Raw genomic sequence first — 26376 nt, 5'->3', positions numbered from 1 at the left:
TGAAAAAAGATAAACAACTATGTAGGTTAGCAGATTTATTCAAAATCTACCTTAATTTGAACAAATTTTTTATAGAAATGCTCTTAATTAAATTTTTTTTTCTGAAGACGGGACTGGTGCGGCTCGAACGCACGGCCTGTCGCTTAGGAGGCGACCGCTCTATCCAACTGAGCTACAGCCCCAATAATAAGGCACATTCTATCATAGCAACAGTTTTAACTATGGTGCCAAGAATTATCCCAAGAACCACCGCCTACTTCTAAACCACAAAGATCGCTGTGTGCTTTGAGGATTGTTTGAGATGTTGTGCAATTTAATTTTCGTAACTCTAAATCTAGTTTGCCTTGCATCGTATCCCGACAACAGAAGACTAAACCATTTGCTGTGGGCGCGCGTAGAGGCGTACCAGGTAAAGGCGTAGTTCCTGTCAATTCAATCTCATAATCTAAGTTTCTGGCGCGCATTTGCCATCTACCCCAAGGCTGAATATCCCATTCTACTTTGGCACTCCAGGGAACAAATTCATAAAACTTGCCTTGATAATGCAAGCCAATCATGGCTACAGATTCCATCCACCACAACACACCACGCTTACCACCACCAGCCGTTAATGCCAAATCGGGTTCATTATCAAAGCTATTACAATTTATCCAAAACCATTTTTGGGGAAAAGCACCACCCCAGTTTTTCTCTCCGTAAGCTGGAACATTGGTAAATTCGTAAATTTTCCCATTCCAATCAATCCAGCCACTGGCCCAGCCATGCGCCATCAAAATTTGCCATCCAGGTTCAAAAATCTGTAAAAAAGACAACCACCCAGCGGTTGATTGCTGAATGCTATTTTGATTACCCCAGTAGTATACTGGCTGAATTTCATACAGCCAACGGCAATAATTACCCGTAGCTGGGTCACGAATCTCGCCTTGATTTAAGGTGGCTGTAGCTTGATAACCTTCTTGAACGTAGCGTTCAAATTCTGCGGGAAGGAGATACAAAGGCTGGGTGTTGAGGTCAGTTTTGCCCCAATGACCTAATCCTAAGCGATCGCTACTACCCCAAAATTTGTTGACATCAGGAAAGGTACGGCAGATATATTCATCATTTGGCCCTAAAACTTGGGCTGCACCACCGCTATAAGATTGACCACCAATGGGGTCTTCGATAGAGTACATAAAGGCGAAGGTTTGTCCACATTCAGGCAAAGTTACGCGATAATACCAACCTTCAAAGAAGCGGCGACTACTGCCATCCCAATGGTATCCGCTATGTGGAGTTTGTTGGAACTGAAGAAAATTTACGGGAATAGTTAACATAGATGTATATAGTTGCCTATTGCTTACAGTATGCGCGATTACCTCGATATCAATCATGCTTATGAAATTTTAGGACTAAAACCTGGTGCATCCCAGGGACAGGTAAAGCAAGCTTACCGTAAGCTGGTAAAAATTTGGCATCCCGATCGCTTTGCTGATCCGCAACAAAAACAGCAAGCAGAGGAAAAAATTAAAGAGATTAATGTAGCTTACAACAAATTGAAGTCTGAACAGCCAACTGCTGAAACTACAAACTCATCTCCTCCCAGTTCTACTTCCCCAAGTCACACTTCCCCAACTCAAGTCAATATATCCGTTAATCGTTGGGATGCAGAAACTTTTTATAATTTGGGAGTTGAGAATGCTTCAGGTGGCAGATATGAAGAAGCGATCGCAGATTTTACCAGAGCTATTCGTCTCAATCCTCGCTACGTTGAAGCCTACAAATATCGGGGTTTTGTCTGTTCTCAATTGGGATACGAATATCGAGCTAGTTCTGATTTAAGAAAAGCTGAAGAGTTAGAACATGGCGGGAGAACTATTAGAACTTCAGCATCGCCAACCTCCAGTCGGGTATACCGATCAAAACCTAGATTCTTTCTCAAAACATGGTGTCGAAAAATTAAAAACTTCTTGAAAATAAAAGGAATTTTTTGCTAAAACAATCCACTAATAATCTTTGATCACAGGCGTTGGGTAATGCGCCGTTGGCATCCTCCTATGGAATGAATTAACAAACCAAAACTTACCTAAATTTTCCCGCCGTATTTGAATTGATAGGCAAGTCATACTTGTAACCGATGGCAACTATGACAAAAACCTGATGAAATAAAAATGGTGTTGCCTATACTGGAGTAATGACAGACCGCGTTTTAATACTTGGTGGAAGAGGGCGCATTGGGAGCAGTGTTGCCCAGGATCTAGCTACCCATACCCAGGCACAAATTACCATCACTGGACGTTCCCCAGAGATAGGTAGGAGTGTCAGCGCCTCTTTGGGTGAGCAAGTACAGTTTTTAATGTTGGACTTGGCAGAAATTGATAAATTAAGAGAGGCGATCGCTAACTCTAATTTAGTCATCCACTGTGCTGGGCCATTTCACTACCGAGATACCAATGTTCTCCAAATCTGCATAGAACAAGGCGTTAACTATCTAGATGTCAGTGACCACCGTTCTTATACCAGCAAAGCTCTAAATTATCAAAAACAAGCAGTGGCGGCTGGGATCACAGCAATTATTAATACTGGCATTTTTCCGGGAATTTCTAACAGCATGGTACGTCAGTGCGTCGAGCAACTTGATCAACCAGAAAAAATCCATCTCAGTTATTTAGTATCAGGTTCTGGTGGTGCTGGCGTTACAGTCATGCGGACAACTTTTTTAGGATTACAACGTCCTTTTGAAGCTTTGATAGATGGCAAATGGCAGATAGTCAAGCCTTACAGTGAAAGAGAAATTGTTGATTTTCCTTCTCCTTATAGACAAAGTGGAGTTTACTGGTTTGATATGCCAGAAACTTTTACCATGCCCCATACTTTTCCTTCAGTTCAAACTGTAATTACTAAGTTTGGTTCCATCCCCGATTTTTATAATCACTTAACTTGGATGGCCGCACATATTTTTCCCAAATGGTTAATGCAACGTCGTTACATGATTGAATTTTTGTCTCGTGTTAGTCATTCGATGACAGATGTTACCAACAATTTCAGTGGTATTGGCGTAGCAGTCCGTTCAGAAGTGACAGGGAAAAAAAATGGTGCAACAGCCGTTTATTGTTCAACTTTAATACATGAAAATACAGCAGTAGCTTCTGGTTGTGGTACAGGTAGCATTGCCCAACTCTTATTAGAAGGCAAACTCAAAAAACCAGGCGTTGCACCTGTCGAGGAAGTACTACCCACAGATTTATTTATCCAAGCTATGCACAGCCGAGGAATTGAAATCAATCACGATTGGTTGTCAAAACCATCCCTACATGCAGACAAAATTTGATTTACCTAACTCTATATAGCGAATACTAAAAATGATTGACCCCGATGACTTTGATGATGACTTGGACTTTGAAGATGAAGAAATCTTGAAAGTAAAGCGCATCAGCGAAATGACTGAAGGAGAAAAGTTGCAGCGCTTTAAGCGATTTTTTGACAGTAGCAGTCGTGCTATGTTGCAAGACTGTCTATTTCGCATTGAAAATTATGAAGATGGTACAGGCACATTAGAAATTCTTTGCCCTAACGAATCTGTACAACAACGTTTATACAGAAAAAAACGTAAAATTACCAACAATATCAACACCTGTTGGAGCCATATCCGATGGTTTTCGTTATGTATTGAGCAAGATGGTAAATTATATTGCCATAAGTATACACGTAATGGTGATTTAGTCTTAAGTTATACTAATTCTTAATTACGCCTTTTCTGGGAAAGCAACGCGTCAAGATGAGCTATATGCCTTTGGCAAAGACTGCATGAACGCTGTCAGCACAGCTATGACCCAGGCTGTACTAATTTGTAATGAGAAAGTCAGATTTAATGTGGGCGTTCAATCATGCCCCATGCCTCATGTCCTATGCCTAAAAAACAGAAATTCCCTTATTTGGTTGGTTCTAAGTGGACAGCCCAAATAAAAATAGACGGTTGGAGACATTTCCAAGTTGTGAATCGGAAAAATCAGAGTAAATGGGTTTATGCCGAAATGGTTGCTGCTTGTGACCCTAATGTTCGCTTTTGGCTCAATGCCAAGTTATTACAAGATAACTCCCAGTGGCAAGCTGGCTGGCAATCATTACAAGAAATCGAAGCACAAACATCTGATGGGTAAATTTAATAATTTATTACAAACGAATTACTAAAGTCTGAAATTCAAACCCTGAAATAGTTTTGGCAGTGAATTACATCTTTTCATACATCTGTTGTAGAAATTTACAATAGTAGATTCGGCATTGTATGGCTATCACTGCAAAGCGGCATTAAAAAGCCAAAATGCTTACATAATAAGCTTTTCAGTTATTTATTAGGGTCATTATATTGACATATTGCAGTACTATTCTGTGTCTCGCATCTGCAAGGTAGCCCATTTACCTTGGTATTAGGGTGGCTAAAAGTAATTTACATTGACCAAAACCATATACAAAAGTACATACGGCATTTTTGTCTTTTGTAACTTTTTTTATATAAAAAGTGTATAAATAAAGTTTTTGAGGTTTATTTATTCATATTTATGCTTTTTAGCTATATTTTTCTACTCAATTGTAAAAATAATCTTTAAATTTGCTAATTTATACATTTTTCATATTTAAACCCCCTTTCTTTTCTATGTAATTTCGACAATAATGACAATCACAGACTTCGCACATCGCCATAGAAGGTTAGGTGAAGGCAAAAGCTTGATCCACGAGTTTGACAAAGAACTATAAGAGGCAAACAACAGTGAAACTAGCAGTTTACGGAAAAGGTGGTATTGGTAAATCCACAACTAGCTGTAATATCTCCGTCGCCCTAGCCAAACGCGGCAAAAAAGTCTTGCAAATTGGTTGTGACCCCAAACATGACAGCACCTTCACACTCACTGGGTTTTTAATTCCCACAATTATTGATACTCTTCAAGAAAAGGACTACCACTACGAAGACGTTTGGCCAGAAGACGTAATTTACAAAGGCTTTGGTGGCGTAGATTGCGTAGAAGCTGGTGGGCCACCTGCGGGTGCCGGATGTGGCGGCTACGTAGTTGGCGAAACAGTAAAATTACTGAAAGAGCTTAACGCCTTTGATGAGTACGACGTTATTTTGTTTGACGTACTCGGTGACGTTGTTTGTGGTGGTTTTGCAGCACCACTCAACTATGCAGATTACTGCATGATTGTGACTGACAATGGCTTTGATGCTTTGTTTGCTGCCAATCGAATTGCTGCATCAGTGCGGGAAAAAGCTCGGACTCACCCACTGCGTCTCGCTGGTTTAATTGGCAACCGTACTTCTAAGCGCGACTTGATCGACAAATACATAGAAGCAGTCCCCATGCCAGTTTTGGAAGTCTTACCTTTAATTGAAGACATCCGTGTTTCCCGCGTCAAGGGTAAAACTTTGTTTGAGATGGCTGAGTCTGACCCATCTCTGAGCTACGTTTGTGATTATTATCTCAACATTGCTGACCAAATTTTGGCACGTCCTGAAGGAGTAGTGCCAAATGACTCACCAGATCGTGAATTGTTCTCTTTGTTGTCCGATTTTTATCTAAATCCGGGTAAACCCCAGGTTCCTAATTCGGAAGAGGAACTAGACTTGATGATTGTATAACATCATCTAGTTTTCGGGATGAGGAGCAATATGGCTTTCTTTAATAGCTTTACAGATTCAATAAGACAGAAGTGGTTGCAGTTTTTCCAGGCCAACCGTGAATGGATTACGCTGCACATGAAATCGGAATCAGTGTACACCCCGGACGGCGGGAAGCGACCACCTTCATACCTCATCCTGGGCGTTGTCAACGCGCTGGAACCTAAGTTAGCGCAGTTAATGATGCCTTTTTCCAGATTAAATCCTGACGCCGATACCTTGATTGAAGTGCTGGATTTGCATTTTGACCCAGACATTGCTCTTGGTAACCGTTTCATTCCTCCAGTAGAAACAGAAGAGATTAATGAATACGAGTCAGCCGTGGGCATGGATGAAAACTCCGAAGATGAAACTTTGGCGATTTCTCACACCAATGGCTTTGGGATGGATTCTGATCTGCAAACCCTAGTATTGGGCGCATCCCAAGAAAGCCAAAATGGACTGGGTGACATTTCCTCATCTAATGGTCACGCCAACGATGAATCGCACCAACAGCCTAGTTCCGAAGTAGACGATTTTGGTGAGATTTCCTTTGAAGCACCAATTGCCATCGAGGAAAAGCTGGATGAGCAAATGCTTGATGATCTGAATACACCTGACGAAAATGCGTTTCGTGACGTATTGTCAGATGTCTGGGGCGATGAAACCGCATTGCAAAAGAGTGAAGAAAATAACGATTTTTTAGGGGAAGAACTGCCGTCTGGAGTTTTTGATGAATCAGAGATTGCTCGTCTCTTCCCCAATGCTTAATGATTGCCGTTCCTGTTGAATGTAGGGATTGCTGACCGGTGACATGTGCCACAAACTACGGTACTCAGGGGGTAAATGATCTCCCCCTGATGCCTGCCCTATATTCACCTGCCGTTAAATAACAAGGGGAGAAAAATTAAAATGACTATCGCTCAACAACCAGAAGCTTTAAACTTTGAGTGTGAAACTGGTAATTACCACACATTTTGCCCCATTAGCTGCGTGGCGTGGTTATACCAAAAAATCGAAGATAGCTTCTTTTTGGTGATTGGCACCAAGACTTGCGGGTACTTCCTGCAAAACGCGATGGGGGTAATGATTTTTGCTGAACCTCGCTATGCAATGGCAGAGTTGGAAGAGGGAGATATTTCGGCACAGTTGAATGATTATGATGAATTAAAGCGGTTGTGTCTACAAATTAAGCGCGATCGCAACCCTAGTGTTATCGTCTGGATTGGTACTTGCACCACCGAAATTATTAAAACTGACTTGGAAGGTTTAGCACCAAAGCTGGAATCAGATATTGGTATACCCATCGTTGTTGCCCGCGCAAATGGTCTAGATTACGCCTTTACCCAGGGTGAAGATACCGTTTTGGCTGCAATGGCTAATCGTTGTCCTACCCATGCCCCTGCGGCAGAAACAGAAACAGAGAAGAGCGATCGCAATGCTATTCAAAAGCTGCTCAACTTTGGTAAAAAGAAAGAAGAAGTTGTACAAGATGAATCTGAGTATATAGATCATCCACCCCTGGTTCTCTTCGGTTCTTTACCTGATCCTGTTGTTACGCAGTTAACCTTGGAATTGAAAAAACACGGCGTCAAAGTTTCTGGTTGGTTACCTGCAAAGCGCTTCACCGAACTGCCAGTGATTGAAGAAGGATATTATGTTGCTGGTGTTAACCCTTTCCTCAGCCGCACTGCAACTACTTTAATGCGTCGCCGCAAGTGTAAACTCATTGGCGCACCTTTCCCCATTGGCCCTGATGGTACTCGCGCTTGGATTGAAAAAATCTGCTCTGTGTTTGGCATTACTCCCAAAGGATTGGATGAGCGTGAGGCGCAAATTTGGGAAGGTTTAGAAGAGTATGTGAAACTGATTCGCGGCAAGTCTGTATTCTTCATGGGTGATAACTTGTTGGAAATCTCCCAAGCGCGGTTCTTGGTACGCTGTGGAATGATAGTTCAAGAAATCGGCATTCCCTACATGGATAAGCGCTATCAAGCTGCTGAGTTGGCGCTGTTAGAAAAGACTTGTCACGAAATGGGTGTACCTCTGCCGAAGATTGTGGAGAAGCCGGATAATTACAATCAACTGCAACGGATTTATGAATCGAAGCCAGATTTGGTAATTACTGGTATGGCTCATGCTAATCCATTGGAAGCACGAGGAATAAATACTAAGTGGTCGGTGGAGTTCACTTTTGCTCAAATTCACGGTTTTACTAATGCGCGTGACATTTTAGAGTTGGTGACTCGTCCGCTACGTCGGAATAATAATTTGAAGGATTTGGGTTGGGATAAGTTGGTTAGGGAAGAAGCAAAGATTTAGTTTTTAGGTTTTTTTCGGCAATATTGGGCGAACAAGTGTTCGCCTTTTTTTATTCAAATGGATAAGTTAAGAGGCTGGGAGGGAATTATATACATTAGTTCGGCTCCGTCTGGTTGACTTTCTGTAGATGGTGTGAGTTTTAGCCAGTCGTGGAAACTGATTCCTAGTTGGGCGATCGCGTGGATTTCTGTTTGGTAAGATTCAAATCGGCGATTAGTTTCAATCATCGATTCCATAATTTCAAATACTTGAGGAAGACGTTTATAAGCTTCTTTTTCAAATCTGCCTGTTAATGGAGTGGGATTTCCTCCAAATAATCCCCATTTAATTTCACCACGATCTACAATTGCTGGTGGTAGGGATGAAAGCCATTGATCCTGATTTTGAAATAGTTTTAACATATTCTCGCGTTGCATCTCAAAAACTATATTTTCATTTAAATTTGGATTAATCCATTGGTAAATTTTGGTTAGTCTATGTAAATCAATGTGACCTTTAAATTGAGGATGTAAGTATGCGGCTGGATTAGAAGTCAACATAAGTTCAATATATTTATTCAGCAGCAATCTGATAAATTTTGCTCCTTCCTGAAAACGACGAATTGCGGTTTCATGTTCTTCTAGTTCTAAATGACAACGTGCTTCTGCAATATACGCTAAAGATAAAGTCAGAATATATTTGTCAATAATTGGACTTTTTTGGGAAAGTTCATTAACTGTTAAATCTTTGTAAATGTGTTCTGCTTCTAAGAAGCGATTAATAGCTTGTAAGGCACTACTTCTACGATTTTCACATTTAGTCATAGTGAAAGCATTGAGCGCTAATTCGATACCAGCATGGAAGTTCGCATAAAAACTAAGGTCTATTTTGCGGTTAATTTTATTTAGCAACTCCTGTGCTTGTTGTAGCTGTTTTTCTATTTCCTGAATATGTTGTGAAATTACAGCAAAACCCATCACTGAGATACCAAGATTCAATACACTGGCAGCAGTATTTATCTGCATTATTCCTTGATTAGAGATAAAATTTTGCCCAATTTCCCCCAGCTGAGTTTCAATACTACCTAGATGCTCATTAACATCAGCTAATCCTTTTCCTGTAAAAGCTGCATTAGCAACTGTTGCAACTAAATTTGCCCCGGATACAGCAATATTTCCTAAATTTACTTGTTCAATTCCCCCCAAACGTTGATTGACATCGGCAAATCCTTTTGTTGTAACAACAGTATTAGCTCCTGAAGTAATTAAATTTGCTCCTGAAACTATAAGATTGAGTAAATTCTTAGGTGAACCATTTGGCATTAGTACTGAACTATTTGATCCATATTCACGTAACCATGTAACGACTTGTTTGGTTCCTACTTCCCGAATGACACCGCCAACTCTTTCAAAAGTTCCATCTGCCAAGCCTTTGACAACCCAATCTGCAAGCATAAATGTTGCTGTAACGGCTAAACTCATAATTTTTTCCTATTTGGTAAATTCCCAACATCGCGGTGTCTAAAAACAAGCTGCATTGAATATAAGCAGCAAATACCAGCGCTTTACTAAGTATTCCCAGTTAAAATCTGATTATGTCTAATCAACTAACATTCTTGCTTGGCGTTCTACAGCCCTTACAGGCATCGCTGCGCGCGGGCGACTTGGCGGTTAGTTAAAAAGAGCGGCTCAAACACCAAACGAATCAGATATAGTGAAATTAAAGAAAATATGAGAGCTAATAGTAATTATGCTTAGTGGAATCAAACAAAAAACGATTGTAGGTAAAGATGGCAAAATTGAACTGTCTACAACAGAATTACCAGAAGGTGCCGTAGTAGAAGTGATTGTGCTAGTAGAAGCACCTACTGAAGAAGATGAAACTACCTATCTTCTAAAATCAGAAGCTAACAAACAACATTTACTCAAAGCTTTAGAAAACGTAGAAAAAGGAAATTTAATATATGTTGATTTAGAAGAATATGAAAAAGATTGCATTTGAACCAGAAGCTTTTGAAGAATTTATTCAATAGGCGACAGAAGACAAAAAGATTTTCAAAAAAATATTGGCATTAATTAAAGATATACAGAGAGATGCTTTTTCAGGTATAGGTAAACCAGAAGCATTGAAATATGAATTTCAAGGTTACTGGTCAAGACGTATTTCAGATGAACATAGATTAGTTTACAAAGTCGAGGAAGATTTATTAATTATTTTGTCTTGTAAATATCATTATGACTAATACACCTCTTGCGAAATACCTAATTTTCGCGTTCTCCTTTGCGTCTTTGCGCGGCAGTTGCTACAAGAACCAGCCCAACGCGCGGCCTTGTCTTTACCGAGCTTTTCATAACATCCTTAACAACGCGACAATATTTATGCAAGAAGTCTAATCTTTAATAAGAGAAAGCCTGTTAAAAAGCGATACCCAAGCTCACAAAAAGCCTGGGTATAGCCAAAGATGAAATAAGATTGTAAGGTACCAACAAATTAGAAACTAAGGTAATTGGCTAAACAGCACCACTATTTTTATGAAACAAAATAGCTACAGTTTTGAAAATTAATTTCAAATCGTATAGTAAACTCCAATTTTTTTGATACTCCAAATCTAGACGAATTACATCCTCAAAACTGCGTACCTTAGACCGCCCATTGACTTGCCATTCACCAGTCATACCCGGTTTAACATCCAAGCGCTGCCATTCTGGTACTTCATAGCGTTCTACTTCGTCAGGCGTGGGTGGTCTAGTACCCACTAAGCTCATATCTCCTTTGAGTACATTCCAAAATTGCGGCAATTCATCCAAGCTGGTGCGCCGTAAAAATCGACCTACACTCGTTACTCTAGGATCATTCTCATTCTTGAAAAATGCTCCTTGGACTTGGTTTTTAACTGAGGCTTTCTTCGCTTCAGCATCCACACACATGGAGCGGAATTTCCAAATCTTAAAACGTTTCCCCATCCAACCACAGCGGATTTGACCAAAGAAAATGGGGCCGGGATCATCTATTTGAATAGTAACTACAATGGGAATAAATAAAATTCCTGTAATTACCAAACCGACGAGTGCGCCCACAATGTCTATCAACCGTTTCATCCAGGATGCCACAGAAGGATGAGTGGTGGGTAGTTGCTCGGCTTTACGAGCATTAGTTTTTGGGGTTTCTGTGAGGTCTTGAGATTCTATTGGCAGGGGTTCACTGCTAGACTCAATGGTAAAAACTTGATCTAATCCTGTGAGGTTTAGCACTGCCATGACCGGAGGTGTGACATTCCGCAAAGTCAAGGCAATTCCTTTTTCCTGGGCATTTTTGTAATTACTAACCAGGGCGCCTAAACCACTACTATCCATAAAAGCAGTGTGGTGAAAATCAATAATGATTTGTTTGGGAGGTGTATTTTCTTGAGTTAAATTTTGGCAGGTCTGCTTAAAGACTATTGCCTCAAGCACGCTTAATCGCGCTGGCACCTGCACTATTACTGTTTCCGTTAAGGAAGTAACTGGAAAGTCTACCTGTGTGGGTTGGCTAGTCATGAAGCTCTGCACTTTCGTTGCCATGTAAATTTAAGCTGCCAAAAATGATTTTGTCCTAGCAATTTACCTAACCTCATCTTAAATCAGTAAGCATAAAGACTAAATAGTTAGTTAATGAAGATAAGAGCAGAGATTGCCAGCGAAGATTCACAATATAACAAGAAGTAAAAAACATCCCTGCCTTTGTACCGACGCAGCGCGATCGCGTTGCTATTATCCCATGACTGCTAAAACTAAGGTTCAACCTACCGCACGCCTGATAGAGGTCTTTTCTGCTATTCAAGGGGAAGGACTAAATGTCGGGACACGTCAAATTTTTATTCGCTTTGCTTTCTGCGATTTGCGCTGCCACTTTTGCGATAGTGTCCACACTTGGAATGCACCCGCTACTTGTCGGATAGAGCGATCGCCTGGTTTACGCGACTTTGAAATCCACTCGAATCCTGTCCCACTACCCATTTTGATTGAATGGGTTGAACGGCAAAATCTACCTTGTCTACACGATAGCATTAGCTTAACTGGTGGCGAACCCCTCCTTCATGCAGCTTTCTTAAAGGAATTTTTGCCGCAACTGCGATCGCTGACAAATCTACCTATATACTTAGAAACTGGTGGACATCGCCCAGAACAGTTGACCATGATTTTACCCTACCTCGACTCTGTAGGCATGGATTTAAAATTACCTAGTGTCAGCGGCGAAAGTTATTGGTCAGAACATGAACAATTTTTACAATTATGTCTCAATTCGCATTTAGATGTTTTTGTGAAAATCATTATTTCTCAAGATACAGACTCGACTGAATTGCAACGGGCTGCCGCTGTAGTAGCCAATGTGAGTCCCGATATTCCGGTATTTTTACAACCTGTCACACCTCTGGCTGCTGCTGAACAACTTACAGCTACACCTATTCTTGTACCTACACCAGATCAAGTTTTGATATGGCAAGCTTTAATGAAGCAGTTGATCCCCAATGTCCGGGTAGTACCTCAAACCCATAAAATGCTACATCAACTATAAAAGCAGGACAGTTGTCATCAAGTAACAATTGAATTTCATCAAATTTTTACTTTAATCTTTGATTAACCTTTTGTTAATTCGGAAGCCTGAAGCTGAGGAAAATCAGTAATTTTGGGGATTGTACATGATTTCAGCCAGGCGTTGGATTTCCGGATTAAGTATTTCGCTCATGACAACCGTAGTTAGTCTAACGGGGACTGTAAACTCTGCCCATGCTGTTTCCTTTGTGAATAGCCTCACCATTCCTGGTGAAAGTATCGATTTATTAAATACTGACATTTCCGGTGCGAATATCAACCGCTTAGGTTTTATCTCGGATCTTTACTACGATCGCTACAGTAATTTGTACTATGGTGTAGGCGATCGCGGCCCTGGTGGTGGCATCATCTCTTACGATACGCGAGTGCAAAAATTCTCCCTGGATGTTGATCCCAACACAGGCGCCATCAGTAATTTCAATCTTCTAGACACTATTCTGTTTACCAAAAATGGTCAAAACTTTAACGGATTGAATCCTACAATCCTCAGCGGTAACGCCAGCAATCTGGGTTTGAGCTTTGACCCAGAAGGATTTGCGATCGCGCCCAATGGCAATTTCTACGTTGCTGATGAATATGGGCCTTCTGTCTACGAGTTTAATCCTACTGGGGCTTTTATTAGGGCCTTTGCCACTCCCGATAATCTCCTGCCTAGAGAAGCTGATGGTACAGTTAACTTCACCGATGGATTTCCCACCATTACCCGTGGTCGCCAAGATAATCGGGGCTATGAAGGGGTAACTTTAAGCCCAGATGGCAGCAAATTATTCGCCATGATACAAGACCCCCTGGTTGATGAAGGTGACCCAGATGGGCGGCGTAGCCCTAATTTGAGACTGGTAGAATTTGACACAGCAACTGGTGAAAGTACCGCGCAATACATATATCCGTTAGAAAGTTTGACAGACATTAATAGCCGCGTTCCCGAAGATCCCTTTGGGCCTAATTCCCAAGGGCGAAACATTGGTATTAGTGCCATCACAGCCTTAAATGACACCGAATTTTTAGTCCTAGAGCGAGATAATCGCGGATTTGGTGTAGCCGATATCATCGGTGAAGCGCCGCCTGTGGGTACTAAACGGGTGTACAAAATTGATCTCACAGGTGCAACTGATGTCGGTGCTATTAGCTTGGCTGGTTTCAATGACTTACCTGGTGGTGTCACACCTGTGAGTAAGTCGCTATTTTTTGATATTGCTGATTTGCTCAGAAGCAATGGAGAATTGATTGGCGAAAAAATGGAAGGTCTAGTAATTGGCCCCCAACTGGCTGACGGTTCCTACGCTATTGTTGTGGGTACAGATAATGACTTTAGCGTCACTCAGACTGGTAGTGGTGAGCAATTTAATGTCTGTACCGATGGCGCTCAAGTACCTCTTGATCAATCTTGTGCCAATGGAGCAACTTTGATCCCTACTTATCTTTACTCTTTTAGAGCTAGTGCCGATCAATTGGCAGGTTTTGTACCACCAACCAAGGTTCCAGAACCAACGACGAGTGCAGGAATAATTTTGCTAGGATTAAGCGCCTTGTGGCTTAAACAACAATCCCAGATTAAAGATTAATTAAATATTTTTTGGGGTGGGTATTGCCCACCCAACCAATTGTCTGTGTTCTACAGTCTAGCCTCATCTGTAGTTCTAGATTTAGCTTTTGCTTTGTTAGCACTGCGTTTAAGAGCCGAAAGTCTGGCTTCATATCGAGACCGTTGACGCTTGCTAGGAGTGCTATCAATTAGGGTTTTTAAGGCGCTACCAAGACTCTTGTAGGCATTAGCGAGACTATAACCAAAACGAGTTGCTAAAGCGATCGCTTTCTCGTCAGCATCGAGTAATTCTCTGATTTGCTTTTCGCCATTATTCTTTTGATACAATCGCCAGCCAGAGACACCACACAGGGCCAAGGCTAACACCAGTAACAATCCATCTTGTACCCACAATTCGCCGACAGCACCACCTAAACCAATAGCCAATGCTGCCATTTCCCAACCATCTTTGGGAATAGAATCATTTTGAATGCGGGCGACTTCATGCCAAAAAAGCAGATTGCGCTGATCCATCGCCAAAGCATCCCATTTCACCAGGTCTATTTGAACTTCTACCTGGTCTTTACCAATTTCTTCGCAGCGGATCAGGGGTGGATTGACCTCGGTGGTACTTTCAACCGTGACCCAGCTCTGCAATTCTGGCGGTAGTAAGCCTTTTAACCGCCGGAGTTCACTCATTTCCGCCTTGGCAAAGGAGGTTGCGTAGGATGTCATAAAATCCAGCCCTAGAAAACTTCAGTATATAGTCAGGGTATCACTTTGGAGTATAGCTATTTAAGTGATGATTCGCCTCACTCGTTGGGAAAACTTCCCCGCTTTTTTCTAGCTTCCATCGCTTTTTCGAGAATCTCTAGTAATCCAGGAGCTTCTTCTTGGATACTCAGTAGCATTCTTTCTCCAAGTTCTAAATTACCCGGATCTTGTCCAGTTACCATGACTTCTTTGAGCCGAGGTATGGCTATGTTATCAACAATCTGAATTAATCCCCTCAGACAACGATGAAATTGTCTTTCTGTGAGAATCGAGTCTTCTAAGGGGAACTCAATAATGGCACGAATTTCGCCATCAGCTGGGTCATACTCCCATTGCAGCATTTTGGTTTCCCAAGAAATGGCCAGCATCGTCTGGAGGATAATCTCCTTGTAAGGATGATTTTGCACTCCTGCTAAAACTTGTGGCGCAAATACCCGAAAAAATTTGCCTTCTTCATCCAGTTGGACAACTATGAGAAAATCTTCTAGATTATCAGCTTCCACGCCTGTGATAATCCGGTCTTCTTCATCATCAAAACGGTAGTCCCAACCTAGTTTGTCTAAGTAATTGGCAATTTGTTTGAGATTAGCTCCCATAAAAGCCTCATAAAGAACGGTGGAGCGGCTATTACCAAAACTAGTCTAACCTGCTAACGTCAGGTGTTTAGGTTGGTGTAGCTACTTCTCCTCATTTAAAAGTATGCAATAACTTTTTGTGCCATAGTTGAGCGTATTTGCTGGATTTATCCAGATTTCCTGAAATCAGCATAATGGTGTAGTCCCAAATTTTTAATATTTATTGTCGTTAAAATATCAGAAAATTATAAATATTTTACGCAGATAATTTTGCCAAAAAATAAGTTGATTATTAATGGTCAGCAAAAATAAAAATTATCTCTTATTCCCAATTTATGCTAATTCTTTAAAACAATTTCCATGCTGTCGCCACATATTTTTGAGAAAATAAAACCGGATGCCTATAATGTCTTATTAGACACACTTGATAGTTTGGTAATTAGTTTATTTTAAAACATCAAAAATACTGGGATTATCCAAAAGAAAATAAAGTATAGGTAACAAAAAAGTTTTATATTACGAATATCTACTGTTTTATCAAAATATTGTAGTCATCAATACTTTTTGTCAGCCAATACTCTTGAAGTTTATGCAGAAACTAGCTTTCATCCTCGCGGCGTCTTTAATGTTAATTACCACTGCTTGCAGTGGAGAATCAGGGCAAACAGGCAATACAGTTGCGACATCTGATACTGCAACACAAGGCAGAAGTCGTTGGGATGCAGTCAAAAGCCGTGGTCAGTTAATTTGTGGTGTTAGTGGTGAAGTTCCAGGGTTTAGCTTTGTAGAAACTGATGGTAAATACAGTGGTATTGACGTAGATGTTTGTCGAGGTATAGCAGCTGCCTTGTTTGATAACCCAGACGCAGTAGAATTTCGCAATCTCAGTACTACAGAGCGATTTACAGCCTTGCAAACTGGAGAAGTAGACATACTCAGCCGCAATACCACATGGACACTCAGCCGTGCCACCTCAGTTGGGTTAGAATTTGCACCTGTAGTTTTCTATGATGGTCAAGCCATCATGGTTAGTCAAAATAGCGGCATTCAGTCCCTGAAAGACCTGCAAGACAGAGCAATTTGTGTCCAAACTGGTACTACTACTGAGCAAAACTTAACCGACCAAATGCGGAAACGAGGCATTACCTACAAACCCATTGTTTTTGAAGACGTTAACATTACTTTTGCCACCTATGCTCAAGGGCGTTGTGATGCGATCACAGCCGATCGCTCGGCCTTAGTTGCTCGACGCACCAGGTTACCCCAACCAGAAAATAACGTGATTTTAGATGAAGTGATATCTTCAGAACCACTAGCACCAGCAGTAGCGAAAGGAGATGCTAGATGGGGTGATGCTGTGAAGTGGGTGGTTTATTCCTTCATCAAAGCCGAAGAATTGGGCATTACTTCCCAAAATATACAGCAATTTGCCAATAGTGATGACCCAGACATCAGACGCTTTTTAGGAACCGAAGGCGACCTGGGAGAGACACTCGGCTTTACCAACGATTTTGCCGCCAGAATAATTAAGCACGTGGGTAATTACGCGGAAATTTACGATCGCAATCTCGGGCCAAAAACCCCACTCAATTTAGCGCGTAATCAAAATCAACTTTGGACACAAGGCGGATTACTGTTTGCTCCCCCATTCCGGTAGAAACCAACTAGGGGAAAAATCATGATTAATCCTAAATTATCACTATGGCGCCATCGGCGATTGAGACTAATTGTTGGACAATTAATTGTCTTAATTTTAGCCACTGTTGTAGTAGCAATACTGTGGGGCAATCTTCACCGCAATTTGCAGCAATTGGGCATTCAGTTGGGATTTAATTTTCTCAGACAGCAAGCCTCTTTTGATATTGGTGAAACCGTAATTTCCTACGCACCGACTGATACCTACAGTTACGCCTTGTGGGTAGGCTTAATTAACTCATTGCGAGTAGCAGTTTTGGGAATTGTCCTCACCACAATTGTGGGGATAAGTGCGGGTATCGCTCGCTTATCAGATAACTGGTTAGTACGAAATATGGCTATGGTTTACGTAGAAATTTTTCGTAATACACCCTTACTACTACAATTATTGTTTTGGTACTTTGCTGTTTTTCTGGGTTTTCCCCAAAGAGAAAATAAAATATCACTTTGGGGATTTGTGGGACTTAGCCAAGATGGGATAGAACTACCTTGGTTTACCTTATCTCCAGAATTTTCCACATTATTACTGGGATTAACCTTTTTTACAGGTGCTTTTATTGCCGAAATTGTCCGAGGTGGGATTCAAGCAGTACCAAAAGGGCAATGGGAAGCAGCGCGATCGCTTGGATTAAAACCAGGATTAGTCATGCGACTGGTAATCTTTCCCCAAGCCTTGCGAGTGATTATTCCCCCATTGACAAGCCAGTATTTGAATTTAACCAAAAATTCAAGTTTAGCGATCGCCATTGGCTACCCTGATGTTTATTTTGTTGCCTCCACTACCTTTAATCAAACAGGCAGAGCAGTGGAAGTAATGTTGCTAATTATACTTACATATCTCACTTTGAGTTTGACTATTTCCGTAATTATGAACTTATTCAACCGCCAAGTGCAGATCAAAGAAAAATAGCAAGGGGAGCAGGTGGAGAATAAATTTAATAGTCGTATTAAATGCAGGAATTAAGTTATTTAATTTTTGAATGACCTCATAAATCCACAATTGATCGCAGGGGTTCATTAATTTTGAATTTGGAGCGAAGCGACGTGACTTGGTTACGTAAAAACCTCTTTAGTACCTGGTACAACAGCCTATTAACTGTTTTCTGTTTAGTACTACTGTCTTGGATGGTGTGGGGATTACTGAATTGGGCAATTATTCAGGCACAATGGACAGTAATTGGGACTAATTTACATTTATTTTTAGTTGGCAGATTTCCCCAAGCCTTATATTGGCGAGTTTGGATTGTACTAGCGATCGCTTCTACTTTTAGTGCCATTACGGGTGGTGTATTCTTTGGTAAACAACTGTTGCAAAAGCCTTTGATTGCTGGATATACCTTGATTGTGGGACTCTTGTTAGTTATTGTTCCCGGAGATGTGACATCGCGCCTGTGGTTACTATTAATTGCCATTTTGTTAGTTGCAGGTTGTTGGTTGGGATCCAGATTTAATCAAGTAATCACGCCTTGGCTTTCTCTAGCATGGTTATTGTCATTTCCCCTAATTCTGTGGCTACTGGGCGGAGGATTTGGCTTGCAACCTGTATCTACCAACTTGTGGAACGGTTTATTACTTACCTTACTCATGGCAGCAGTTAGTATAGTGCTTTCCTTTCCCATTGGCGTTTTACTAGCTTTAGGACGCACCAGTCATTTGCCTTTAGTTCGTTGGTTTTGCATCTTCTACATTGAAATTGTTAGAGGACTACCGCTAATTGGGATTTTGTTCTTGGCACAAGTAATGTTGCCATTGTTTTTACCCACAGATTTACGTTTAGATCGGTTACTGAGAGGAGTCGCTGGGCTGGTATTATTTAGTGCGGCTTATATGGCAGAAAACGTGCGTGGCGGACTCCAGGCTATCCCCCGCGGACAAGTTGAAGCTGCAAATGCATTGGGACTTAATACACCATTAGTCGTAATGTTAATTATCTTGCCCCAAGCTTTACGTGCAGTTATTCCGGCCATCGTTGGTCAGTTTATTGGCTTATTTAAAGACACTTCTCTTTTATCTTTAGTGGGATTGGTAGAACTTACAGGAATTGCCCGTTCTATTTTGGCCCAGCCCCAGTTTCTCGGACGCTATGCAGAAGTTTATTTATTTATTGGATTAATTTACTGGATATTTTGTTATTTGATGTCGTTAGCTTCTAGGCGCTTAGAAAGACAATTTAGTCAATAGAGAAATATTACTAAATACAACCCATGTCAGAGTTACAACCAATAATTATTGCTGAAGATGTTCATAAATGGTACGGCAAATTTCATGCTCTCCAAGGAGTAAGTTTATATGTCAATCGTGGCGAAGTGGTAGTTTTAATGGGCCCTTCTGGTTCCGGTAAATCAACCTTTATCCGCACATTTAACGCTTTAGAAGTATACCAACAAGGAAAAATCATCATTGATGGTGTTACCCTCAGCCATGACTTGGAAAATATTGAAATTATTCGGCGAGAAGTAGGGATGGTTTTTCAACAATTTAATTTATTTCCCCATTTAACCGTATTGCAAAACATTACTTTGGCGCCCATTTGGGTGCGGCGGTTACCCAAGCCAAAAGCTGAAGAATTAGCTATGCAACTCCTAGAAAGAGTGGGTATTTTAGAACAAGCGCACAAATATCCGGGACAGTTATCTGGTGGACAACAACAACGGGTAGCGATCGCTCGTGCTTTAGCTATGCAACCAAAGGTGATGCTATTTGATGAACCCACCTCAGCATTAGATCCAGAGATGGTCAGAGAAGTATTAGATGTGATGCGAAGCCTGGCTAACGATGGGATGACAATGGTCGTAGTTACCCATGAAGTTGGATTTGCTCGTGAAGTGGCCGACCGCGTAATTCTCATGGATAGTGGTTTTCTTATCGAGTCCGCGACACCAGAAACCTTTTTCACCAATCCCAAAGAAGCACGGACGCAGAAGTTTTTATCGCAAATTCTCTAAGTTGTTTATTTCACAAAATCCCCCGATATTCTAAGTTTCACTGCCAATTTTGTAGGTGTCACATTCTTTCTTTACAAAATCTTCATAAATTTCGTTTGATGGAACGTATAAAATCTTTCACAACCCCGTGATGATAGAAATTTTTAGTCCAGTACCACTAGCATATGCTCCCTTAATCATGCTTTTTTGTTGCTAGGCGATGAAACTAATCTGTGCCAAAGATAGTCTGTAATAGAAATAACCAACTACAAAACACTGTAGTGTAAATTACTGCCAAATTTAACTAGCGTAAATAGTTGCCAAATTTAAATAGATATTTATACTTGTACTAACTGTACATAAGTTTTACGGGTTCAAAACCCAAGTGTAAAACAAGCGATTATTTCCATAATCTATGTTTATGTACTACTTACCAAATTCAATAATTACTGATTTTCAATTCAGATGTAACTAAGTACTATAGTTGTCCTAGCAAATGAAATTCCATGTTGTACATCCTAAACCAACAAACTATAGTAGAAAAATATACAAAATACCGATTAAGTAGCAAATCATAAAATTTACCGAATCTTCAACGAAATACTCTGCCATTAGCTAGATTTTATAGGGACAATTAAATAGAGGTGCTTCTGAGTCAAAAACAGCAATATTTGATTAATATTATCCTTGCCCACACTAACCAGGGGTCTTCTGACTAATTTGTTATGCGGATTCTAATTTACTCCTACAACTACTATCCAGAACCTATTGGTATAGCTCCACTAATGACGGAATTAGCAGAGGGACTGGTCAAGCGCGGACATGAAGTGCGCGTCATCACGGCTATGCCCAACTATCCGGAACGTCAAATTTATGAAGCTTATCGAGGTAAATGGTATTTAAATGAATATAAAAACGGGGTGCAAATCCAACGCAGTTATGTTTGGATTCGTCCCCAACCTAATCTATTAGATAGAGTATTATTGGATGCTAGTTTTGTTGTCACCAGCTTTTTTCCTGCCCTGCTTGGTTGGCGACCCGATGTTATTCTTTCAACATCACCATCACTACCTGTTTGTGTCCCGGCTGCACTTTTAGGATGGTTGCGTGCTTGTCCTGTGGTGTTAAATCTTCAAGATATATTGCCAGAGGCGGCAGTTCATGTTGGATTACTAAAAAATAAATTACTCATCAAGGTATTTGCTGCATTAGAAAAATTCGCCTACCACACAGCCACAAAAATCAGTGTTATAGCTGATGGATTTGTGGAAAATTTGTTATCTAAAGGTGTAAATTCCCAAAAAATCAAGCAAATTCCTAATTGGGTTGATGTAAATTTTATTCGTCCTTACCCCAAAGAAAACAACCCTTTTCGTGCAGAGCATAACCTTAAGGACAAGTTTGTCGTACTATATTCGGGCAATATAGCTCTGACCCAAGGCTTAGAAACTGTTGTCAAAGCTGCTTCTCAGTTGCGCCATATTCAAGACATTGTGATTGTGATTGCGGGTGAAGCAAAAGGCTTGCAAAGATTGCAGCAATATTGCTTAGACTGCGGTGCAGATAACGTTTTGCTACTACCGTTTCAACCACGGGAACGTTTACCTCAAATGTTGGCAGCAGCCGATGTGGGTTTGGTAGTGCAAAAGAAAAATGTAATCTCCTTCAATATGCCATCTAAAATTCAGGTACTACTTGCCAGTGGTCGAGCATTGGTTGCATCTGTACCGGAAACTGGCACAGCGGCCAAAGCTGTTAGACAAAGTGGTGGGGGAGTGATTGTACCTCCAGAAGATTCTCAAGCTTTGGCAAATGCAATTTTAGAATTGTACCAGCACCCAGAAAAACTGAAAAATTTAGGTTATCACAGTCGTCAATACGCTGTTGAGCATTACGCTTTTGAGCAAGCTTTAACTCATTATGAGGAGTTATTTTACTCAGTGACTACAGAGAGGCAAATAGTTGAATCTCCAGTCATATCAAAGCAAGAAGGATAACAACTAAGTGTTTAAAGTGATAACAAATTAAGGCTTAATGTAAATATTGTCGGAAAATTGCTCAGTGAAAATGACAGTATGTCTGGCAAATTATCGAAATTACTCAGCCATGACGAACTAAACCCTTAGTCCATGTCATAGACAAGATATAGGGATTGAAGGACAAAAACCTAACTATAAAATTATTACAGGCTGCTATGGCAGCCATTTTTTATCTGGCCGCCCTGATAGCTGGTTAGATTGTGGCTAACAGGTAGGTATATCAATAAATATTATTATGATTTAGGACGAATCTGTTTGACTAAACTGTAATTATACTTAAAATATAGGGTGAACAGTTATGGCAGTTGCTAGGTAGCTGAGGACAAAAATTTCTTAGAAAACCCAGACATCCAGGGAATTTCAAGCATATTTTCTGCTTCCTGTGATGGTACTTGACTGATGTCAGCGCAATAGCCTACACACGGTTTTATAAAATCAATATCCCACCAGCTAATTATTGCACTAACCCCATAGACATCTGTTTTTTTGTTAGTATTCAAAAAAACCAACATATACACTTGCTAGGCAATTTTTTGATTGTAAGTGTATGGAACTGGAAAAAATTGTCACAAAAGGGATACAGCACCTGAGGTTTAATGTCTGATTATTTCCAAGGAAATTTCCCATTACAATCTGTTTCAGAGATCACGAATACACTCAGAAGCCCAGAGGCTGAAGCTAAAGAAGTGAGTGGAAATTTAGCTCTAAGCATCGCCGAAGCTGCATCAGACCGCAAAGCGGGTGAGATAGTAGTGCTAAGGGTAGCAGATGTATCTTATCTGGCAGACTATTTTGTGATGATGACTGGCTATTCTAGGGTGCAAGTTAGGGCGATCGCCACAGCAGTAGAAGATAAGTTAGAGACTGATTGGCAACGGCTTCCCTTAAGAACAGAGGGAAAAGCCGAAGGTAGTTGGGTACTACTAGATTATGGCGAAGTCATCGTTCATATCATGATGCCAACTGAAAGGGAGTTTTATAATTTAGAAGCGTTCTGGGTTCATGCAGAACGTATTTCCCTACCAAATGTTGATGACGGTGAGGGTAAGCCAACATGATAAGGTCTTCGGTTTCCAATTGCCCAGTTCCTACAGAACAACAACCGCTCAATGAATACGAAGAGTTAAAAACGTCCTGGCTATTTTGTGATTGCATCTTAGATTGGCGAGATTACATCACAAAAATAATTTGGATTTGGAGTTTATCGTGGCTAGTAGCAGGGCCAGTAGCAGCAGCTAGTTTTCACCCACACAAACAGCTTGTCCATTTCATCCTCTGTGGTGCAGCCGGGGCGAGTGTAGGAGTGGTGTTAGTACTAGTGCGGTTGTTCTTGGGTTGGCTTTATGTACGCGATCGCCTCTACAATCCGACAGTATTTTATGAAGAGTCAGGCTGGTATGACGGCCAAACTTGGACTAAACCGCAAGAAGTCATAACACGCGATCGCCTGATTGTGACATACGAAATCAAGCCGATCCTCCAGCGGTTACAATTTACCTTTGCTGGCTTGGCGGGAATGTTTCTTATTGGTACTATAGTTTGGCATTTGTCGTAAATCGTCATTAGTCATTGGAGATTAGGAGTTAATCGCTAATTGCCAATGACTAGGGGCTAATTAATAAAAAAGGTAATAAATATTAACCCATGACAATGGGAAAACGCACTCAAGCCACAGCCCTGGAAGTCCGGTTGTTGCGGGAAGGAATTATAGAATCCAGGCATATAGTCCAAGCTGTTGTCTGCGACGAACGGGGGCGGGTTCTATCCGTGGCCGGGAACTCGGAAACAGCGGCATTTGTCCGTTCCGCACTCAAACCATTTCAGGCACTCGCAGTCACCACCACAGGCACACTGGAGCGCTATAATCTAAGCGATCGCGACTTAGCCATCATTACCAGTTCCCACAAAGGCACAATAGAACAGGTAAGACAGGCATTTAATATTCTTTGGCGCGCCGACCTTGACCCCTCCGTACTCCAATGTCCGATTCCTGAAGGGAAAAAAAGCCCATTGGAATACAATTGCTCAGGTAAACATGCGGGAATGTTAGCCGTATGTCAGCAACGCCGTTGGCCCTTAAATAACTACCTGGAACGCAAGCACCCCATACAGCAGTTAATTTTGGGCAAAGTAGCCGAATTACTGCGGATGCCTGCCGAGGAATTTCTCAGCGCCCACGACGACTGCGGCGCACCCACATATCTCATGCAAATCAGTCAAATGGCTTCTTTGTATGCACTGCTAGCTTCTAGTAGCAATGTTGATATGGAGCGTATTGTCCGTGCCATGACTCATCATCCAGCAATGGTAGCTGGAGAAGGAGAATTTGATACAGAACTGATGCGTTTAGCTCCTGGAGAACTGGTAAGTAAATCTGGTGCCGAAGGAGTGCAATGTATTGGCAGATTGGGCGAAGGCATGGGATTGACCATTAAAGTCATCGATGGAGCCAAACGGGCCAAATATGCCGTGGCTATCCACTTGCTTCAGCAGATGGGTTGGATTAGTCCCAGCGCCGCCGAAAGCCTCTCAGAGAAGTTTATGACACTGGGTAAATACAAGCGTTTAGAGGTAGTTGGAGAATTATCGCTATTATAGTTGCCAAACTTCTGACTTTGTGGTTATACTATAGAAGTCAAGAAGCGACGCGGGATAGAGCAGTCTGGTAGCTCGTCGGGCTCATAACCCGAAGGTCAGTGGTTCAAATCCACTTCCCGCCACCAAATAGAAAATAAAACTCTGTAACTATTAAAAGTGCAGGGTTTTGTTTTATTTTGATCTATTCTGGAGGAGAAACCTGACAAAAAGCGCGGAGAAAAATGGTTGTGAAGTTGCGACGACCGATTTTAGTGGGAGGATTGGGACTATCCTTTTCCCTGTGGATATTACAAAGCTGGCATGATTCTATAGTGCAGCTGAGTGAGTTTGGTTTATTTAGTGCTTTGGCTGTGGGCGGCGGTTTGTGGTTATTTCAGAAAAATCGCCCAAAAAATACTTTAGAACAGCTAGATGGTATTGTTGTAGATCGAGAAACGGTGGAAAGTGCGATCGCTAAAACTGAAGCCGTAATTAACCAATTAGCACAAGAAGCAGAAAACCATACAGCCTTAGAGATACTGCGAGAACAAGTTGCCCAATTGCGGTTAGAGTTAGACAGGCAAGAAATTAAAGTAGCTGTAACTGGTGGTAAATCTGTAGGTAAAAGCACTTTAATTCAAGTACTAGAGTCTAGCACTTGGCAAGAAACACAGCGAAAAGTCAGCTTCTGGGAAACACCGCCTTTATTTAGAGAAGCGGGTGAAAACTCAGATGTAGCTGTTTTAGCAGAAGTCCAACAATCTGATTTTGTGCTGTTCCTGACAAACGGTGATTTGACAGACTCAGAATTTCAAATTTTACAGCAGTTAAAAGCAGCCAGTCAGCCTGCTATTTTAGTTTTCAACAAACAAGACCAGTATTTAGCAGATGAACGTGCTAATGTCTTGCTGTCATTAAAACAGCGAATGGAGGAAAATGTAGTTGCAACTGCGTCCTCTCCCATTCCCATCAAAGTCCGCAAGCATGAAGCTGATGGCGCTGTACAAGAGTGGATGGAACAACCAGAAGCAGATATTCAGCAGTTAACACAGCAATTGAGTGTAGTTTTAGCGCAGCAAGGACAACAACTGGTGTGGACAACTACCACCAGAAAAGCCAAGCTGTTGAAAGCCGAAGCAAAAAGTTTCTTGAATGGAACCAGACGCGATCGCAGCACCCCAATTATTGAACAATATCAATGGATAACTGCGGCTGCGGCCTTTGCAAACCCAGTACCAGCACTAGATATTCTGGCGACTGCGGCAATTAATGCTCAGATGGTCATGGATTTAGGTAATATCTATCAGCAGAAGTTTTCCTTAGAACAGGCGCAAACTGTAGCTGGAACAATGGGAAGTTTAATGCTGAAGTTGGGTTTAGTAGAACTTTCAACAAAAGCTATTAGTACTGTTCTCAAAAGTAATGCTGTCACCTTCGTTGCGGGTGGCGTAGTCCAAGGTGTAAGTGCTGCTTATCTAACCAGGGTAGCAGGGTTAAGTTTAGTTGAATATTTCGAGCAACAGGAAGTAGCGCTAGATTCGGGAAATCCTTTAAATTTGGAAAAATTGCGGCAAACTTTGCAAAACGTCTTTCAGCGAAACCAGCAAATTGGCTTTTTACAAGGTTTTGTCAAGCAAGGTGTGAAGCGTTTATCACCAGAGGCGCAGTCTGAAGTTGTGGGATAATTTCGCGCAAAGTCTCCAAGATGCATCATCAAAACTTTGCGCCTTTGGGGCTTTGCGTGA

Annotated in this window: 24 protein-coding genes, 2 tRNA genes and 1 pseudogene; 21 read left to right on the top strand and 6 right to left on the bottom strand. The window is 41.3% G+C overall.

The window, feature by feature from the left end; genetic code table 11:
• Positions 1 to 108: 108 nt before the first annotated feature.
• Positions 109 to 182, bottom strand: a tRNA-Arg gene (locus ACM0OS_RS07475).
• Between the two features lie 33 nt (positions 183 to 215).
• The gene (locus tag ACM0OS_RS07470) at positions 216 to 1313 is read right to left on the bottom strand and encodes a tocopherol cyclase family protein (RefSeq protein WP_414542529.1); all 1098 of its coding nucleotides are present in this window, start codon (positions 1311 to 1313) and stop codon (positions 216 to 218) included.
• Positions 1314 to 1343: 30 nt separating this feature from the next.
• On the opposite strand from ACM0OS_RS07470, the gene ACM0OS_RS07465 reads away from it, so the two are divergent.
• The 7 genes from ACM0OS_RS07465 to ACM0OS_RS07435 all read left to right on the top strand — a co-directional run bounded on the left by ACM0OS_RS07465 (position 1344) and on the right by ACM0OS_RS07435 (position 7951).
• Entirely contained in the window at positions 1344 to 1973 is a 630-nt protein-coding gene (locus ACM0OS_RS07465; protein ID WP_414542541.1) for a J domain-containing protein, read from the top strand.
• A 197-nt stretch (positions 1974 to 2170) separates the two neighbouring features.
• The gene (locus ACM0OS_RS07460) at positions 2171 to 3307 is read left to right on the top strand and encodes a saccharopine dehydrogenase family protein (RefSeq protein WP_414542528.1); all 1137 of its coding nucleotides are present in this window, start codon (positions 2171 to 2173) and stop codon (positions 3305 to 3307) included.
• Between the two features lie 31 nt (positions 3308 to 3338).
• Positions 3339 to 3722 (top strand): hypothetical protein, encoded by a 384-nt coding sequence (locus ACM0OS_RS07455; protein ID WP_414542527.1) that lies wholly within the window; start codon positions 3339 to 3341, stop codon positions 3720 to 3722.
• A gap of 162 nt (positions 3723 to 3884) precedes the next feature.
• Entirely contained in the window at positions 3885 to 4136 is a 252-nt protein-coding gene (locus ACM0OS_RS07450; RefSeq protein ID WP_414542526.1) for a TIGR02450 family Trp-rich protein, read from the top strand.
• A 608-nt stretch (positions 4137 to 4744) separates the two neighbouring features.
• Positions 4745 to 5611, top strand: a complete 867-nt coding sequence (gene bchL / locus ACM0OS_RS07445) for a ferredoxin:protochlorophyllide reductase (ATP-dependent) iron-sulfur ATP-binding protein (protein WP_414542525.1) — start codon at positions 4745 to 4747, stop codon at positions 5609 to 5611.
• 30 nt (positions 5612 to 5641) lie between these two features.
• Positions 5642 to 6400, top strand: a complete 759-nt coding sequence (locus ACM0OS_RS07440; protein ID WP_414542524.1) for a DUF5331 domain-containing protein — start codon at positions 5642 to 5644, stop codon at positions 6398 to 6400.
• 141 nt (positions 6401 to 6541) lie between these two features.
• Complete coding sequence (locus tag ACM0OS_RS07435) at positions 6542 to 7951, top strand: ferredoxin:protochlorophyllide reductase (ATP-dependent) subunit N (RefSeq protein WP_414542523.1); 1410 nt, start codon at positions 6542 to 6544, stop codon at positions 7949 to 7951.
• A 53-nt stretch (positions 7952 to 8004) separates the two neighbouring features.
• On the opposite strand, the gene ACM0OS_RS07430 is transcribed toward ACM0OS_RS07435, so the two are convergent.
• On the bottom strand, positions 8005 to 9411 hold the full coding sequence (locus tag ACM0OS_RS07430; RefSeq protein WP_414542522.1) for a hypothetical protein: 1407 nt from the start codon (positions 9409 to 9411) through the stop codon (positions 8005 to 8007).
• Positions 9412 to 9679: 268 nt separating this feature from the next.
• Here ACM0OS_RS07430 and ACM0OS_RS07425 point away from each other — a divergent pair, with 268 nt between their 5' ends.
• Both ACM0OS_RS07425 and ACM0OS_RS07420 read left to right on the top strand, forming a co-directional pair.
• Positions 9680 to 9931: a hypothetical protein gene (locus tag ACM0OS_RS07425; RefSeq protein ID WP_414542521.1), complete on the top strand. Its 252-nt coding sequence runs from the start codon at positions 9680 to 9682 to the stop codon at positions 9929 to 9931.
• Positions 9912 to 10172, top strand: a pseudogene (locus ACM0OS_RS07420) (Txe/YoeB family addiction module toxin). The gene ACM0OS_RS07425 and the pseudogene ACM0OS_RS07420 overlap by 20 nt, the downstream one beginning before the upstream one ends.
• Before the next feature lie 268 nt (positions 10173 to 10440).
• Here the strand turns inward: ACM0OS_RS07420 and ACM0OS_RS07415 are convergent.
• Positions 10441 to 11490: an anti-sigma factor antagonist gene (locus ACM0OS_RS07415; RefSeq protein WP_414542520.1), complete on the bottom strand. Its 1050-nt coding sequence runs from the start codon at positions 11488 to 11490 to the stop codon at positions 10441 to 10443.
• A gap of 196 nt (positions 11491 to 11686) precedes the next feature.
• On the opposite strand from ACM0OS_RS07415, the gene ACM0OS_RS07410 reads away from it, so the two are divergent.
• Positions 11687 to 12484, top strand: a complete 798-nt coding sequence (locus ACM0OS_RS07410) for a 7-carboxy-7-deazaguanine synthase QueE (RefSeq protein WP_414542540.1) — start codon at positions 11687 to 11689, stop codon at positions 12482 to 12484.
• A 124-nt stretch (positions 12485 to 12608) separates the two neighbouring features.
• Entirely contained in the window at positions 12609 to 14087 is a 1479-nt protein-coding gene (locus tag ACM0OS_RS07405) for an esterase-like activity of phytase family protein (RefSeq protein WP_414542519.1), read from the top strand.
• 50 nt (positions 14088 to 14137) lie between these two features.
• Here ACM0OS_RS07405 and ACM0OS_RS07400 read toward each other — a convergent pair whose 3' ends face one another.
• Complete coding sequence (locus ACM0OS_RS07400) at positions 14138 to 14782, bottom strand: DUF3318 domain-containing protein (protein ID WP_414542518.1); 645 nt, start codon at positions 14780 to 14782, stop codon at positions 14138 to 14140.
• Positions 14783 to 14859: 77 nt separating this feature from the next.
• The gene (locus ACM0OS_RS07395) at positions 14860 to 15417 is read right to left on the bottom strand and encodes a hypothetical protein (RefSeq protein ID WP_414542517.1); all 558 of its coding nucleotides are present in this window, start codon (positions 15415 to 15417) and stop codon (positions 14860 to 14862) included.
• 568 nt (positions 15418 to 15985) lie between these two features.
• On the opposite strand from ACM0OS_RS07395, the gene ACM0OS_RS07390 reads away from it, so the two are divergent.
• From ACM0OS_RS07390 to ACM0OS_RS07345, 10 genes are all read left to right on the top strand, one after another.
• Positions 15986 to 17053 carry an amino acid ABC transporter substrate-binding protein gene (locus ACM0OS_RS07390; protein ID WP_414542516.1) on the top strand — a complete coding sequence of 356 codons (1068 nt, stop codon included), beginning with the start codon at positions 15986 to 15988 and terminating at the stop codon, positions 17051 to 17053.
• Between the two features lie 21 nt (positions 17054 to 17074).
• Entirely contained in the window at positions 17075 to 18001 is a 927-nt protein-coding gene (locus ACM0OS_RS07385) for an amino acid ABC transporter permease (protein ID WP_414542515.1), read from the top strand.
• Between the two features lie 134 nt (positions 18002 to 18135).
• The gene (locus tag ACM0OS_RS07380) at positions 18136 to 19272 is read left to right on the top strand and encodes an amino acid ABC transporter permease (RefSeq protein WP_414542514.1); all 1137 of its coding nucleotides are present in this window, start codon (positions 18136 to 18138) and stop codon (positions 19270 to 19272) included.
• Positions 19273 to 19295: 23 nt separating this feature from the next.
• The gene (locus tag ACM0OS_RS07375; protein ID WP_414542513.1) at positions 19296 to 20036 is read left to right on the top strand and encodes an amino acid ABC transporter ATP-binding protein; all 741 of its coding nucleotides are present in this window, start codon (positions 19296 to 19298) and stop codon (positions 20034 to 20036) included.
• A gap of 704 nt (positions 20037 to 20740) precedes the next feature.
• Positions 20741 to 22012 (top strand): WcaI family glycosyltransferase, encoded by a 1272-nt coding sequence (locus tag ACM0OS_RS07370; protein WP_414542512.1) that lies wholly within the window; start codon positions 20741 to 20743, stop codon positions 22010 to 22012.
• A gap of 638 nt (positions 22013 to 22650) precedes the next feature.
• Entirely contained in the window at positions 22651 to 23112 is a 462-nt protein-coding gene (gene rsfS, locus ACM0OS_RS07365) for a ribosome silencing factor (RefSeq protein WP_414542511.1), read from the top strand.
• Entirely contained in the window at positions 23109 to 23609 is a 501-nt protein-coding gene (locus ACM0OS_RS07360; protein ID WP_414542510.1) for a CGLD27 family protein, read from the top strand. Before rsfS ends, ACM0OS_RS07360 begins: the two co-directional genes overlap by 4 nt.
• A gap of 89 nt (positions 23610 to 23698) precedes the next feature.
• A complete protein-coding gene (locus ACM0OS_RS07355; protein ID WP_414542509.1) occupies positions 23699 to 24652 on the top strand; it encodes an asparaginase in 954 nt (317 codons plus the stop codon).
• A gap of 48 nt (positions 24653 to 24700) precedes the next feature.
• Positions 24701 to 24777, top strand: a tRNA-Met gene (locus ACM0OS_RS07350).
• A gap of 96 nt (positions 24778 to 24873) precedes the next feature.
• Positions 24874 to 26316, top strand: a complete 1443-nt coding sequence (locus ACM0OS_RS07345) for a YcjF family protein (protein WP_414542508.1) — start codon at positions 24874 to 24876, stop codon at positions 26314 to 26316.
• Positions 26317 to 26376: the final 60 nt, after the last annotated feature.

The organism is Nostoc sp. CCY0012, assembly GCF_963920855.1.
Lineage (GTDB): Bacteria > Cyanobacteriota > Cyanobacteriia > Cyanobacteriales > Nostocaceae > Cyanocohniella.
Note: the sequence above shows the minus strand (reverse complement) of the source record. Positions and strands in the feature narration are given on the sequence as shown.

Excerpts from the sequence above, each read along its gene's own strand:
- ACM0OS_RS07345 (WP_414542508.1), top strand. The coding sequence starts at position 24,874 with ATGGTTGTGAAGTTGCGACGACCGATTTTAGTGGGAGGATTGGGACTA.
- ACM0OS_RS07385 (WP_414542515.1), top strand. The coding sequence starts at position 17,075 with ATGATTAATCCTAAATTATCACTATGGCGCCATCGGCGATTGAGACTA.
- ACM0OS_RS07400 (WP_414542518.1), bottom strand. The coding sequence starts at position 14,782 with ATGACATCCTACGCAACCTCCTTTGCCAAGGCGGAAATGAGTGAACTC.
- ACM0OS_RS07390 (WP_414542516.1), top strand. The coding sequence starts at position 15,986 with ATGCAGAAACTAGCTTTCATCCTCGCGGCGTCTTTAATGTTAATTACC.
- ACM0OS_RS07430 (WP_414542522.1), bottom strand. The coding sequence starts at position 9,411 with ATGAGTTTAGCCGTTACAGCAACATTTATGCTTGCAGATTGGGTTGTC.
- ACM0OS_RS07395 (WP_414542517.1), bottom strand. The coding sequence starts at position 15,417 with ATGGGAGCTAATCTCAAACAAATTGCCAATTACTTAGACAAACTAGGT.
- ACM0OS_RS07355 (WP_414542509.1), top strand. The coding sequence starts at position 23,699 with ATGACAATGGGAAAACGCACTCAAGCCACAGCCCTGGAAGTCCGGTTG.
- ACM0OS_RS07410 (WP_414542540.1), top strand. The coding sequence starts at position 11,687 with ATGACTGCTAAAACTAAGGTTCAACCTACCGCACGCCTGATAGAGGTC.
- ACM0OS_RS07425 (WP_414542521.1), top strand. The coding sequence starts at position 9,680 with ATGCTTAGTGGAATCAAACAAAAAACGATTGTAGGTAAAGATGGCAAA.
- ACM0OS_RS07470 (WP_414542529.1), bottom strand. The coding sequence starts at position 1,313 with ATGTTAACTATTCCCGTAAATTTTCTTCAGTTCCAACAAACTCCACAT.
- ACM0OS_RS07370 (WP_414542512.1), top strand. The coding sequence starts at position 20,741 with ATGCGGATTCTAATTTACTCCTACAACTACTATCCAGAACCTATTGGT.
- ACM0OS_RS07455 (WP_414542527.1), top strand. The coding sequence starts at position 3,339 with ATGATTGACCCCGATGACTTTGATGATGACTTGGACTTTGAAGATGAA.
- ACM0OS_RS07415 (WP_414542520.1), bottom strand. The coding sequence starts at position 11,490 with ATGGCAACGAAAGTGCAGAGCTTCATGACTAGCCAACCCACACAGGTA.
- ACM0OS_RS07460 (WP_414542528.1), top strand. The coding sequence starts at position 2,171 with ATGACAGACCGCGTTTTAATACTTGGTGGAAGAGGGCGCATTGGGAGC.
- ACM0OS_RS07405 (WP_414542519.1), top strand. The coding sequence starts at position 12,609 with ATGATTTCAGCCAGGCGTTGGATTTCCGGATTAAGTATTTCGCTCATG.
- ACM0OS_RS07375 (WP_414542513.1), top strand. The coding sequence starts at position 19,296 with ATGTCAGAGTTACAACCAATAATTATTGCTGAAGATGTTCATAAATGG.
- ACM0OS_RS07465 (WP_414542541.1), top strand. The coding sequence starts at position 1,344 with ATGCGCGATTACCTCGATATCAATCATGCTTATGAAATTTTAGGACTA.
- ACM0OS_RS07450 (WP_414542526.1), top strand. The coding sequence starts at position 3,885 with ATGCCTAAAAAACAGAAATTCCCTTATTTGGTTGGTTCTAAGTGGACA.
- rsfS (WP_414542511.1), top strand. The coding sequence starts at position 22,651 with ATGTCTGATTATTTCCAAGGAAATTTCCCATTACAATCTGTTTCAGAG.
- ACM0OS_RS07360 (WP_414542510.1), top strand. The coding sequence starts at position 23,109 with ATGATAAGGTCTTCGGTTTCCAATTGCCCAGTTCCTACAGAACAACAA.
- ACM0OS_RS07435 (WP_414542523.1), top strand. The coding sequence starts at position 6,542 with ATGACTATCGCTCAACAACCAGAAGCTTTAAACTTTGAGTGTGAAACT.
- ACM0OS_RS07440 (WP_414542524.1), top strand. The coding sequence starts at position 5,642 with ATGGCTTTCTTTAATAGCTTTACAGATTCAATAAGACAGAAGTGGTTG.